At 65.3% G+C, this 12,401-nt stretch carries 11 protein-coding genes and 1 pseudogene; 4 read left to right on the top strand and 8 right to left on the bottom strand.

Annotation, left to right across the window (positions count from 1 at the left end; genetic code table 11):
• Window positions 1-23: 23 nt before the first annotated feature.
• A complete protein-coding gene (locus tag VJV41_RS12675; protein ID WP_325334166.1) occupies window positions 24-371 on the bottom strand; it encodes a DoxX family protein in 348 nt (115 codons plus the stop codon).
• A gap of 235 nt (window positions 372-606) precedes the next feature.
• On the opposite strand from VJV41_RS12675, the gene VJV41_RS12670 reads away from it, so the two are divergent.
• Window positions 607-1,227, top strand: coding sequence for a trimeric intracellular cation channel family protein (locus tag VJV41_RS12670; RefSeq protein WP_325334164.1), 621 nt, complete (start codon window positions 607-609; stop codon window positions 1,225-1,227).
• 50 nt (window positions 1,228-1,277) lie between these two features.
• On the opposite strand, the gene VJV41_RS12665 is transcribed toward VJV41_RS12670, so the two are convergent.
• Genes VJV41_RS12665 through VJV41_RS12650 form a run of 4 tightly spaced genes read right to left on the bottom strand, consistent with a single transcriptional unit; the run spans window position 1,278 to window position 5,712 of the window.
• Entirely contained in the window at window positions 1,278-2,882 is a 1,605-nt protein-coding gene (locus VJV41_RS12665; protein ID WP_325334162.1) for a regulator, read from the bottom strand.
• A gap of 11 nt (window positions 2,883-2,893) precedes the next feature.
• Entirely contained in the window at window positions 2,894-3,586 is a 693-nt protein-coding gene (locus VJV41_RS12660; protein ID WP_325334160.1) for a cysteine hydrolase, read from the bottom strand.
• The gene (locus tag VJV41_RS12655) at window positions 3,583-4,983 is read right to left on the bottom strand and encodes an allophanate hydrolase (RefSeq protein ID WP_325334158.1); all 1,401 of its coding nucleotides are present in this window, start codon (window positions 4,981-4,983) and stop codon (window positions 3,583-3,585) included. Before VJV41_RS12655 ends, VJV41_RS12660 begins: the two co-directional genes overlap by 4 nt.
• Before the next feature lie 57 nt (window positions 4,984-5,040).
• Complete coding sequence (locus VJV41_RS12650) at window positions 5,041-5,712, bottom strand: GntR family transcriptional regulator (RefSeq protein ID WP_325334156.1); 672 nt, start codon at window positions 5,710-5,712, stop codon at window positions 5,041-5,043.
• 49 nt (window positions 5,713-5,761) lie between these two features.
• Between VJV41_RS12650 and VJV41_RS12645 the strand changes: the two genes are divergently transcribed.
• Window positions 5,762-6,019: a DUF5701 family protein gene (locus VJV41_RS12645; protein WP_325334154.1), complete on the top strand. Its 258-nt coding sequence runs from the start codon at window positions 5,762-5,764 to the stop codon at window positions 6,017-6,019.
• 68 nt (window positions 6,020-6,087) lie between these two features.
• Window positions 6,088-6,711 carry a PaaI family thioesterase gene (locus tag VJV41_RS12640; RefSeq protein WP_325334152.1) on the top strand — a complete coding sequence of 208 codons (624 nt, stop codon included), beginning with the start codon at window positions 6,088-6,090 and terminating at the stop codon, window positions 6,709-6,711.
• A 21-nt stretch (window positions 6,712-6,732) separates the two neighbouring features.
• Here the strand turns inward: VJV41_RS12640 and VJV41_RS12635 are convergent, their stop codons facing one another.
• From VJV41_RS12635 to VJV41_RS12625, 3 genes are all read right to left on the bottom strand, one after another.
• On the bottom strand, window positions 6,733-6,948 hold the full coding sequence (locus tag VJV41_RS12635) for a hypothetical protein (RefSeq protein ID WP_414684944.1): 216 nt from the start codon (window positions 6,946-6,948) through the stop codon (window positions 6,733-6,735).
• A 171-nt stretch (window positions 6,949-7,119) separates the two neighbouring features.
• Window positions 7,120-9,576: an arylsulfatase gene (locus VJV41_RS12630; protein WP_325334150.1), complete on the bottom strand. Its 2,457-nt coding sequence runs from the start codon at window positions 9,574-9,576 to the stop codon at window positions 7,120-7,122.
• Between the two features lie 77 nt (window positions 9,577-9,653).
• Window positions 9,654-11,627, bottom strand: a complete 1,974-nt coding sequence (locus VJV41_RS12625) for an FUSC family protein (RefSeq protein ID WP_325334148.1) — start codon at window positions 11,625-11,627, stop codon at window positions 9,654-9,656.
• A gap of 385 nt (window positions 11,628-12,012) precedes the next feature.
• On the opposite strand from VJV41_RS12625, the pseudogene VJV41_RS12620 reads away from it, so the two are divergent.
• Window positions 12,013-12,401, top strand: a pseudogene (locus VJV41_RS12620) (nitrile hydratase subunit beta); the annotation flags it as partial.

The following is a 12,401-nucleotide window of genomic DNA, read 5'->3' as shown; positions in this document are numbered from 1 at the left end:
ACGCTGGTGTGACCGCCGCTACCTCAGAGGGTGTGCAGTACGACGGCGGTGAGCGCCAGTGCGACGCCGATCACGGCGGGCGCGAGATCGGCGACCCTGTCGGACATCCGCACGTGGTAGGCGATAGCACCGATCGTCAGCAGCGCAAGACCGATGGCCGCGGCGATGCCGATCGGCGTCCACACCAGGCCGGCCAACACGCCGGCGACCCCGGCGAGTTCGCATACGCCGATGAGCCGCCACTGCAGCGGCTTGACTCCGAGGTGGTCACGGATCTCCAGCGACTTGGAGACGCCGAGAAGTTTGATGCTGGCGGAGAACGTGAAGAGCGCCGCAAGCAGGATTGTCACGACTACGGTGGCTGTGTTCATCAATCAGCAGGGTAAAGCCCGCGCGCGACGTGGAGTCGGAAAATGATTCGATGCGTCAAACTCTGGACGGGCTCGGACGGCGCGTCACACGTTCAGGTCGGCCGACTCGACATGGGCCTGGGCCGCCGGGTCGGGACATCAGTGGCGGTTCGAGGACTCGCACCCGTGGCGCCGGATGTACGTCGTGCTCGCCGATGGCGCCGACGTCTCCTTCGTGCCGGACTAGCGTTCAGGCGTGCTGCAGATAATTCTCAACTACGTCGGTATAGCAGTGTTCGCGTCGTCGGGCGCGACCGTCGGGGTGCGTAAAGGCTTCGACCTGTTCGGAATCGCGACGCTGGGAGTGCTGACCGGTGTCGGTGGGGGAGTGCTGCGCGATCTGCTGCTCGACAGGCCTCCTTACTCAATTCAGCACTGGCCCAACATCACGGTCGCAGTGATCGCCGTCGCCATCGCCACCCCGCTCGCCCATCTCGTGATGCGGATGAACACTGCGGTCCTCGTTCTTGACGCGATCGGAATGGGGTTCTTCGCCACCTCCGGCGCGGCGATCGCGGTTGACGCGGGCGCGAGCTGGTTCGCGGCGGGCATCATCGGCATGCTCACGGCCATCGCCGGCGGGATGCTACGTGATGTGATCGCCCGCGAGGTGCCGTATGTCATGGGCCCCGACGATCTGTACGCGATTCCGGCGTTGCTTGGCGCCGCGACGTACGTCGCCATCGACTACTTCGGGCCGCAGTGGGTAGGCGTTGCGGTTGGCAGCGCAGTGGCGACGCTACTTCGGCTCGCCGCACTGGCGTTCCACTGGCGGCTACCGACCGGCCCGCGGGAATTGATAGCGCGCGAGGAGTAGTCAGTGGGCCGCCACTGGAGCCCGATCAGTGGCCCGCCACTGGAGCCCGATCAGTGGCCCGCCACTATGTCGGCCTCGTCGACCGTCACCGGATCCTTCGCACCCGGCAGGAATGAGTAAGCGACGCAGACGATTCCGAAGAACGCGTAGCCGAGCGCGACTTGCGGATTGGCCGCCCATGCCACCTCCGGCGCGTGAATCAACCCGATGAACGACAACACCGCGCCCACCGCCGATGCGATCGCTGCGTACAGGAACTTCTTCTCCAGGATGAATGCCACCATCGTGCCGAGGACAAGCCCGACGAGGATGGCGCCCTCACCTAGCGTCTGCAGACCCTCGTAGACGACGCCCGCCTTGTTGAGCGCGTCGGCGCCGACCTTCCCGGCCGACGTTCCGGCCGCATTCAGAGCGTTGTCGATCAACCCGCTGGCCCACTGGGCGAGGTTCGGCAACAGCGCGGCGACCACCGCAACCGCGTGCAGCCGCGGCACGGCCTGGAATGCCTGCGCACCGATCAGCAGGCCGATATAGAGCAGGATCGGGACAATTGCGAGCACTGGCAACAGCGCGTCGAGAACCCCGAAAAGCCCAAGGAAGCAAAGGATTCCGATCACCACGCCGCTCGCTAGCGAGTAGTTCGCGCGGCCGCCCGCGTCCTTCCATCCGGGGTGGCCGATGTATACCGCGGGGGGGAACGGCGAGCCGAACGCCGAGCCGATGACGGCACCTGCCCCGTCGGCGAGCAGCACGCTGCGCAGGTTGAAGTTGTCCCCGGCGGCAGCGGCGCTTTCCACGTTGCTCATCGCCTCGGTGGAGTTGTAAACGCCCAGCGGGATCGCAGTACCGAGCAGCGGCGCCAGATTTGACAGGCCGTGGAACAGCATACCGAGGCGCAGGTCGGGGATGCCGATCGCGATGTCCGAAATCGCCTGTCCCACATCGGGTGCGGACATGTAGCCGCCGATCCAGCCGATCGCGGTACCGACCAGAAGCGCGGCGAGGCCAACGGGGATGCCGAATGGTAGCTTCACGTCGGTGAAGAAGCCGATCAGGATGATGGCCATCACGGGAAGGCCGATCCACGCGGCCTCCCACATTTGAGCAGCGGGCCGCATCGAGATGAACGTGATCGAGATGCCCGCCAGCGTCCCGAGCATCGCGGCGCGCGGGGTCAGCTTGCGGATGTAGGGCCCGACGAAAGCGCCGATCATCACGATCACGCCGATCATGAACGCCCAGGCCAGTCCCGCCGACCACGCCTGTATCGCGTCCTTGGTGGCCAGATACACCGGCAGCATCACGACGAACACCACGATGAACATGTGGGGCACGCTTGGGCCGTATGGCAAAGCCGTGACGTCGGTTCGGTTTTCGCGGCGGGCAAGGCGCTGGGCCAGGAACGTGTAGTACAAGTTGCCCAAGATCAGCGCGACGCCGAGGGCGGGCAGCACGGTGCCCAGCACGTCGCCGGCGGGCACCGATACGACGCCGATCATCAGCCCCGTCAACGTCAGAACGTTGACCAGGATGTTGAAACCGAGCCCGAAGAAAGCGTTGGTGTCGCCGCGGGTCCACAACGGAAGCGACGCGCGACTGGGAGCCGGGGGATCTACCGGTGGATCGGCGGGAGACTGGGTGACGTTGGTGGTCATGGCTGGTCCTCTCAGGCGGCGGTGGTGGTCAGTGCGTGCAAGGCCGGGATGACGGCAGAGGTATCGGCGACCCAGCCGAAGATGCCGCCCTGGGCTTTGATCATCTCCAGACCGATGCGCTGGAATTCCGGAAAATATGAACCGACGCAATCGGATACGACAAGGCACTCGTAGCCGCGGTCGTTGGCCTCGCGTGTCGTGGTGTGCACGCACACCTCGGTGGTGACGCCGGTGATCAGCAGTTGGGTGATCCCGGCCTCGGTCAACACGTCCTGCAATTCGGTGGCGTAGAAGGCGCCCTTGCCGGGTTTGTCGATGACGATTTCGCCGTCGATGGGCGCCAATTCGTCGACGATGTCGTGTCCGTACTCGCCGCGAATGAGTATGCGGCCGTACTTGCCCGGGTCGCCAATCCGTTTCGACGGCGCGCCGCGGCTGAGCTTGGCAGGCGGGCAGTCGGATAGGTCGGGCTGATGGCCCTCGCGCGTGTGGATCACCAGGATTCCGGCTGAACGAGCCGCACCAATCAAGTCGGCCAGCGGCGGCACGACCTTGCGAAGCTGATCGACGTCGTTGCCGAGACTTTCGCCAAAGCCGCCCGGCAGCAGGAAGTCTCGCTGCATATCGATGACGACCAGTGCGGTCTTGCCTGGCTCCAGACGAAACGACGACGGCTCGGCGGGCACTTCGATGGGCTGACTCACACGGGCTCCTCGGTCATGATCGAAACGGGTGATTCGGACCGCGTGCGCGGTTCGTCGAGAATCTGTGCGGCCAGCTGCAGCACGGTGTCGTCGGCAAGCGCCCCGCCAAGCAGCATGGCGCTGTGCGGTCGCCCGTCGGCGGTGACGCCAACCGGGACGGCCACGCCCAGCAGGTCGAGCAGATTTCCGAAATGCGTGTAGTGGCCGAGCATGGTGTTGGTTTCGATCGGCGCGGCCAGCACTTGCTCGACGGTGAAGGTGGTGCCGATCGTGGGCACCACCAACACGTCCATGTGCTGCCAGAGCCGGGCCACCAGCGCCTTGAGCTCCTGCAGCTTCTGCAACGCGGCGAACGCGTCGACGGCTGTATACGCCAGGCCACTGCGTAAGATCTCGCGGACCACGGGATGGATCGAGTCGGGTTGAGCGGCAAGGAAAGCGCCGAACTCCACGAGCCGCTCGGCCACCCACGGTCCTTGGTAGAGCAGTGCACCGGCGGCCAGGAACGGTTCGAGGGAGACGTCGACGACGGTGGTCTTGCGGGCCAGTTGGTCGCGGAATTCCAGATGAGTGCGGCGCATTTCGTCGTCGCCGAAGAAGTCCAGCTCGTCGGCCTGCGGAAGCCCGACGCGGATCGGCGCGCCGTCATAGCGGGGTCCGCGGTCACGCGACCAGGCGTCACCGTCGTCACGGCCGGCCATCACGTCGAACACGCGGTCGACGTCGTCGACACATCCCGCCATCACGCTGATGCAATCCAGTGACTTGCACGCGGGAACCAGGCCGATGGTGCTGATCAGTCCGCGCGACGGCTTGAAACCGACCACGCCGTTGAGCGCGGCGGGCACGCGGCCGGACCCGGCGGTGTCGGTGGCCACCGCGAACGGCACCTGGCCCAGCGCCACGGCAAGGGCCGAACCCGAACTCGAACCGCCGGAGATCATTTCGCCGCCGTAGACGCTGCGAGGAATCGTGTAGGGAGTGCGGGTGCCGTTCAGACCGGTGGCGAACTGGTCCAGATTCGTCTTGCCTACGTACAACGCGCCGGCGTCGAGCAGCCGCTGCACCGCGGGGGCGGTCGCCGAGGCGACATAGGCGTAGTCCGGGCATGACAGCGTGGTCGGCACGCCTGCTATGTCGATGCTGTCCTTTACCGCGAAGGGCACCCCGTAGAGCGGCAAAGTTCGTGCACCGGGCCGCTTTTCGATGTCCTCAGCCGCAGCCAGCAGCTGATCGCGCGGAACGGTGGACAGCCACGTTCCGTCGTCCGCGCGGGCCGCGATGGCGTCGGCAACGCGCGCGGCCGTCTTGGTCGGCGCACCGGTCCCGCCCGCATGCGACGCGAGGATCTCGGCCACCGACGGTCCGATGGACGGTCCCCGCGTGTCATCAGCCATGACTGTCGATTGTCGACAGAATGATGGCGGTTTCGGGTCGGCTGTGTGTCGTTTGTGTTAGCGGTGCGGTCCGAGGCCGAGAAAGTGGAGATGACCGTGGTCCTGTAGGGCCTCGATGACGACAGCGGGGTCATTGGTCTCGAGCGCAGCAAGGATCGCCTGATGGCGCTCGATGCCGTCGCGGGCCCGGTGATGGCGGGCCTCCTCGCGAAGGTTCATCGCCATCGGTAGCTGCAGCTTGAGCAGTACCGGCTCGAGGGCGATGTCGAGTTGACGGTTGTCGGCGAGGCCGACCACGGCGGCGTGGAAGACGCGGTGCGCGTCGTCGCGATCCAGGTCTTGTGTGGCCGTACGCATCAGGTCGAGTGCCGCGCGCACCGGTCGCAAAGATGCGTCGGGATCGGTGAGGGGCAGCGAGGTTTCGATCGCATGCCGTTCCAACACGTGGCGCAGCGCGAACAGCTGCAGGATGTCGTTGGGCGACCATTCGGCGACTCGGGAGCCGCGGCGGGGAAGATGCTCGACGAGACCCTGCTGCGCCAGCAGTCGCAGGGCCTCCCGCAGCGGAGCTCTGCTGATGCCATAGTCCGCGCAGAGTTGTTCTTCGACGATCTTGTCGCCCGGCTGTAGTTCGCCGCTCAGGATCCCGTCACGCAGGCGATGCGCTGCGACTTCGACCAGCGTTGCGGGCAACGCATGGCGGGATCCGTCCTGCGTGGGCGCGGCCATGGCAGCCCATCGTAGGAACTATCCGGCGGATCCGCTTCGTTGTCGCCCCGTGCCGACTGTCGCGCTCACGTTGCCAAGCATCCGCGAACAAGCCGATCGACTGATCGAACTCGGTGTGCACGATATCGCGGGACTGCCCGCCGAGCGCCTGCGTAACGCGCCGGGTGCTGCGTGTGCTCTGCTAGTAGTGCATCCCCGCTTGGCTCCGCCCTCTGCGCTGGCTCCGTTGCTGCGCGTGAACGACAAGCCGGGCTTTGTGGTGGCCGATATGGCGGCGCTGTTCGCAAGTCCTGCCCCGGCTCGGTGAAGCTCTCCCACAGTGCTGCGGCGGTTCACGCGCTCGACACCGGAGCTAGAACATGTTCTAGTGCAGGTGTGCTGGATTGGACCCTCGAGAACCTGACTGCCGAAGAGGTCGAACGGTTGCGCGCCGTCTACGAGCCGCTTACGCAGTCGGTACGGGAGTTGATCGACGCAACCATTCGGACAGAGGTCGATGCCGATGCGGTTGCTGCCGCCAAGGCGGAGATCGACTCGGTGACGGCCCGGCTGCGGCGCAAGCAACTCGACGGGTCATACGGGATCCGGTTCACTTCCGGCGGCGACCAGATGCCGTGGGGCAATGTCGTCATCGGTCTGCGCAATCCGGTCGCGCCGCCTCTGGATGTGAAGACCGACCCGAACGGCGGCGTCTCCGCTGACTTTCATCTGGGCGCGGCGTATGAGGGTCCACCGGGGCACGTGCACGGGGGAGTCGCGGCGATGATCCTGGACCACGTGCTCGGCGCTGCGGCGGCCACGCCAGAGAAGCCGCGCTTCACCGGCACCATCACGCTGCGCTACGTCCGCACCACCCGGCTCGGGAATCTTCACGTCGAGGCCAGAATCGATCGGACGGAAGGCGTGAAGACCTATGCCGTCGGCCATCTCGCCGACGAAGAAGGGGTCACCGTGGAAGCCGAAGGCGTGTTCATTCAGCCGCGGTGGGCTCGCACCTAGTTCAAGAACTGTTGTGCGCATTCACTTCTCGCGCTCCTGGGGTGGGTCGGGGGCGTTGTGGAGGAGTTCTTCGCGGTGGTGGGCGTGGTTGACTTGTCGTGGTGTGGTGCCGTCGGTCCAGCCGAGTCGGCCGGTGTCGGTGACAACCGTGCGGTAATGGCCGTCGGTGACGAGTTTGTGGGAGGGCCCGCAGGCGAAGAACAGTTTGTCGGCATCGGTGGCGCGAGCAGAGCGCAAACCGCTCGCGCGCCGCCTCTGCGGTGAGGAATTGCCCCATGCCTCAACGCTATCGAACGCATGAGCGAACCGCAGTCGCCAACCGACAATCTGTGGATGACAACCCCACTGGGGACAACCCGAGCGACAAAGCCAGAATTGTCGGTGGCAGATGGTACGCCCGCGGGCCGTCTACTGCTTGGCCATCGCGATGTTGAGCCGCTCCTCCGGCGTGATGAGGTGGTCGTGGCTGTCGTCGCCGATGTCGATCTGCACCCAGTCGATCTCGCCGGTGAACTTGTTGCCGGTCGGTCCGTAATCGGGCGAGGCCGGCGAGCCGGTGTCGCCGCCGACGTCGCAGGCCTCGTCCGCGGAAAACGCCATCGGCTGGGTCCTGTCGACGCGGCCGTTACCCACCGCTTTGCCGTCGTAGTACAGCGTCACCTCACCGCCGAGCCCCAGTCCTCCACCGTCGTACGTGAATTCCATTCGGATCTGGCGCTTTCCGGCCGGAATCTTCTTCGAGGCCTCGACCATGTAGTACTCGATACCGAAGAAGTTGTAGCAGTACTTGAGCCTGCCGTCGTGCGCATAGAGCGTCCAACCGCCGACGCTGCCGCCCTGCGTGGCGATGACACCGGAGGCACCCAACTTCGGCACGACGACGTTCGCGGTCACCGAGTGTGACTTGTTCTTGATGTTGAGTACGCAGTTCTCGGACAGCCGCATGCCCCGGAACAGCAGTTGGCTGTTGCCGCGGATGAGCTGTGGACGCCCGGCAACGTCTGGGTTGATGCGCTCGAACGAGCGATCGTCGAGAGGCACCACGTTGTACTTGACCGCCTCGATGAGCCACAGCCGCTGCAACTCGGCGAGTTTCTCCGGGTTCTCGGCGGCCAGATTGTGCGCCTGCGTCCAGTCGTCCGGCCCGTACAGCTCCCAGATGTCCGCGCTCAACGGAGGCGCGTCGACCAACCACGGCGTGCGGTGTTTGGTCACCGCGGTCCAGCCCTGGTGGTAGATCCCGCGATTGCCCATGATCTCGAAGTACTGAACATCGTGCGTTTCAGCGGCGTCACCATCGCGCAGCATCGGCAGCATGCTCACGCCTTCGAGTGGCGCCTGCTGGATACCGTTGACGAACAGCGGCGCAGGCAGCCCCGCCGCCTCAAGGATCGTCGGTGCTACGTCGATCACGTGGTGGAACTGGTCGCGGGCGGCGCCTTTGTCCCCAAACCCATTGGGCCAGTGCACGATCGTCCCATTGCGAGTGCCGCCCCAGTGTGAGGCGACCTGCTTGGTCCACTGGTACGGGGTGCACAGTGCGTGCGCCCAGCCGACCGCATAGTGATTGTAGGCAGCCGGCGTGCCGAAGTCGTCGATCTTGCTGAGCAGGAATTCGGTTGTCTCGACGCCCGATAAACCGTTCAACGTCGTCATCTCGTTGAAGCACCCGTTCGGCGTCCCTTCGGCCGACGCGCCGTTGTCGCCGATGATGTAGAAGACCAGAGTGTCCTCGAGCGCGCCGAGGTCGTCGATCGCGTCGATGACCCGGCCGATCTCATGGTCGGTCTGCTCGAGAAAGCCTGCGTAGATTTCCATTTGGCGGGCCAGCACCGGTTTCAGGTCGGCGGGCATGTCGTCCCAGGCGGGGATTTCGGTGTGACGTTTGGTCAGCTCGGCGGTCTTGGGGATCACGCCCAATTTCTTCTGACGCGCAAAGATCTTCTCCCGCAAGGTATCCCAGCCGTCATCGAACTTGCCCTGGTACTTGTCCGACCATTCCTTGGGCACGTGGTGCGGCGCGTGCGTTGCACCGGGCGCGAAGTACATGAAAAACGGCTTGTCGGGTGTCAGAGCCTTCTGCTGACGGACCCAGGTGATCGCGCGATCGGCCAAATCCCCGGTGAGGGTGTAGCCGTCTTCCGGCAGCTTGGGTGGCTCGACGGGCGTGGTTCCTTCGTACAGGCCGGGGTAGTACTGGTTGGCCTCGCCGCCGACGAAGCCGTAGAAGTACTCGAACCCGGATCCGGTGGGCCACTGATTGAACGGACCGACGGGGGAGACCTCCCATACCGGCACCTCATGGCACTTGCCGAATTGAGCCGTCGAGTATCCGTTGAGCTGCAAGGTCTCTGCGATGGGTGCCTTGTTCTTCGGTCGCACGCTGCTGTTGCCAGGCGCCGACGTCGCCATCTCGGTGATCGCGCCCATCCCGACGGAGTGGTGGTTGCGCCCGGTCAGCATGGCCTGCCGGGTCGGTGAGCACAGCGCGGTCGTGTGGAAGCGGTTGAGCTTCAACCCGTTGTCCGCCAGTTGCTCTGCCACCGGCGTCTTGCACGGCCCTCCGAATGCCGACGACGCACCGAAGCCGACATCGTCGATCAACACGATCAGCACGTTCGGCGCCCCCTCGGGCGGACGCAGCATGGTGATGGGCGGGTACTTGGTGTTGGGATCCTTTGCGTCATACGTCGTGAGGCCGACGTGTTGTGGATCGGGTATCGGCAGCGTCTCGCGGCCTATTGGCGGTGCGGGTGACACGTGCGTCGCGGCGGCTTTCGTCGCTGATGGCGCTTTGACTGCTTTTGTGGCCGCTTTCTTGGCGGGCGAATTCTTAGCGGACTTGGCCTTGGACGGTTTCGCCATGATCAACCTCTTTCGCACGGCATCGGAGAGCGCAAAGCGGTCACAGCCTACGGGACTGGGATTTCGAGGAAGGTCGATCAGGACGATGTCGGCTCGCGGGTAGCCGCGATGCCCGCAAGACTGCGCGTGATCGTCGCGAGCTCGGTAACCAGCACACGCGCAGCGCCGCTGCCCGGCGCAAGCCGTATGGCTTCTTCCCGGACCTTCTGGTCGGCCGCCGTCAGCTCGGCGATGTCGACCGTCCACGGTGTGGCCGGGCTCGGCGGAGCGCCGCGCAGCGCGTCTACATAGTCATCGACGGCCGCGATGAACTCGCGGCTCAGCGACGTCGACGGTTGGGTGGGCAGGCTGCTCTCCAAAGACGTGCATGCGCTGGTGACGGCGTTGAGTGCTGTGCGGTACGTCCGCAGCCATCGACGAAGTTCGGCCACGTCGGCCCTCGTTGCACCGGATGCGGCTTCGAACGCCGCGCGTGCGCGGTACGCCCGCTGCCACGCTGTGGACACCGCTTCCGAGGGGTGGTCGAGTTCGTGCACGAACGCCTTGACCACCGTTGCGGCATAGTCGATCTCGGTCTTCAGCAGCTCGCCGGCACGCTGATGCAAACGAATCAGGGCGTGATCCGGCAACACGACATGGGCGAGCACCGCCAGCCCTCCGCCGATGACAACCGCGAACAACCGTTCTTCGAATGTCGCGCTAGCCGCTGCGACGTCGATGTCGAGCAGGAACATGATCGTCGCCGCCAACGCCGCGCTCGACGCAAGATAACCGAACCGTGCCACCCCGTGGGTCACAGCCAGGAACACCACCGCCGCGACGGCAGCCGAGGCGCCCGTCGGCTGCCACAACATCGTGATCGCCGAGGCGACAGCGATTCCCAGGGCGATACCCGCCACCCGTCCGACGCAGCGGGTGTAGGTGTGCGCAGTTTCCGGCCGCAGCACGACCAGGATGGTCAGCGCGATCCAATAACCGTGGGTGACCTCGCCGAACCGATCTGCCGCTACGCCGAGCGCCGTGACCGCGGACACCCGGACCGCGTGTCGAAGGACCGGCGAGGTCCACGTCAGATGGCCGCGCACCTGCGCGGCCGCAGCGCCCAGCGATGCGATCAGGTCAGGGCGTCGCAGTTCACCGAACCGCAAGGCGGACGCTTCGTGCAGTTGTTGTGAAAAGCGTTGCGCCGTAGCCGATTCAGGACCGGCTACCGAGGCGACAGCGGAATCCACCCTGGCCAGCGCATACTCGGCGTCGCGTCGCGCGGTATGGCCGTGGTCCGCGATCGCCTCGAAAAACACCGCGGAAGCTGTCAGTACCTCCGAAACATCGTCACCGCGTCCGCGCAGTGCGCTTAACGTCGCCGTCATCCGCTCCGGCAGCCGATATCCCCCGTGATAGGCCTGCGGACGTCGCGCGGCCTGGCTGTCGGCGAAGACTTCCCGCAGTGACGTCAGCGGAGCAGCGCCCAACTTCGCATCGGAATGGGCTGCAACGGTGCGGGCGTCGGCTGCCAGTGACCGGTACGTCCGCGCCAACGCATCGCGCTGCACTCGCCATCGCTGCGGCGGCCACACCGCAATCAACGCCGCTTGCACGCAACCGGCCAGGACGGTCAATACCGTCGACGCCACCACCCATGTCGTCGACGGCGCCGTTGGCGGCGCGACGACTAGTAGGGCAGCGGTGGCGGCTCCGACCAAACCCGGGTTGGCGCCGAGCGCCCACTGCATGCCGGCCCCGAAACACCACAGGCCGACCACGGTGATGAAGACCACGGTGTACGACGCGGTCAGGGCGCCGAGAAACACCGCTGCGCCCATCTGTACAGAGATCGTGATCACCAGCGGAACACGCCCGCCCGGCCTGTCCTGCAGCGCGATGCCCCCTGCTATTGCAGCGGCGGCGGCTGCCCACACGGCCGTGCTTCCTGAACCAGTCGCCAGCGCCACCGCGGCGATCGCCAGCACACCGAGTGCGCTGCGCGACACCGCGCCGATGTCCGGCGTCGTCAGCCGAAGGGCATCAATGGCCCGGCTGCCCGTGGTCACTTGCCCATTCTGACTCCACCAAGGGCACGGAACGGTGGAGTACACGCGCCAAATCTCAACTCGATATACGGCCATACGCGAATTGCATTGAAAAAGCAAAAATGAATCCAGCCACCGCGACTGCCAAATGCTTTGCGGGACATTGCATACCCTTTGACGAATTACGTCACCGATTTGACCCATTAGCCGGGCTATCGGAGGTACGGTCACCTGACCGGATCAGATGAGCAGCCCCGGAGGTGCCGATGCGCGACGACGCTGTCGCCGCCGACGGTGTTGCTGGCGTCAACCGGATGTTCCAGATTCCTTGGACCTCACCTCGTACGCTCCTCGTCGCATTTTGCGAAGGGTCGTGCGGGCTATCCGGCGAACGAAGGGAGCTCTCATGAGTACGGCCGCGGAGCGATCGGCTCAACTGGATCTCGTCGCCCGACTGAAGTCGGCCTTTCCCGAGCTTCCCGACGCGCCGACTCCGGACATGCTCGACCACGCGCGCATCACCGCATATCTGAAGCCGGTCCATGACGTCGGCGGTGAGCCGGATGCTCCGATGAAGTACGAGAACAAGCAGTACGAGCTCTGGGAACACATGACCTACGTGATCTGCGAGGTACTCGCGTGGCGGGGGATCTGGCTGTCCGAGGAACGTCGCCGGATCGGCAACGTCGACGTCGGCCGGGCCGAGTATCTCGGGCTGCCCTACTACGGCCGATGGCTGCTGGCCGTCGCCCGTGTCCTCGTCGAGAAACACCACATCGGTTTGACCGAGTTGAG

This window comes from Mycobacterium sp. (genome assembly GCF_035274705.1).
In the GTDB taxonomy this organism is placed as follows: domain Bacteria; phylum Actinomycetota; class Actinomycetes; order Mycobacteriales; family Mycobacteriaceae; genus Mycobacterium.
Note: the sequence above shows the minus strand (reverse complement) of the source record. Positions and strands in the feature narration are given on the sequence as shown.

Coding starts and splice junctions, on each gene's coding strand:
- VJV41_RS12675 (WP_325334166.1), bottom strand. CDS start 371: ATGAACACAGCCACCGTAGTCGTGACAATCCTGCTTGCGGCGCTCTTC.
- VJV41_RS12665 (WP_325334162.1), bottom strand. CDS start 2,882: ATGACCACCAACGTCACCCAGTCTCCCGCCGATCCACCGGTAGATCCC.
- VJV41_RS12655 (WP_325334158.1), bottom strand. CDS start 4,983: ATGGCTGATGACACGCGGGGACCGTCCATCGGACCGTCGGTGGCCGAG.
- VJV41_RS12650 (WP_325334156.1), bottom strand. CDS start 5,712: ATGGCCGCGCCCACGCAGGACGGATCCCGCCATGCGTTGCCCGCAACG.
- VJV41_RS12630 (WP_325334150.1), bottom strand. CDS start 9,576: ATGGCGAAACCGTCCAAGGCCAAGTCCGCTAAGAATTCGCCCGCCAAG.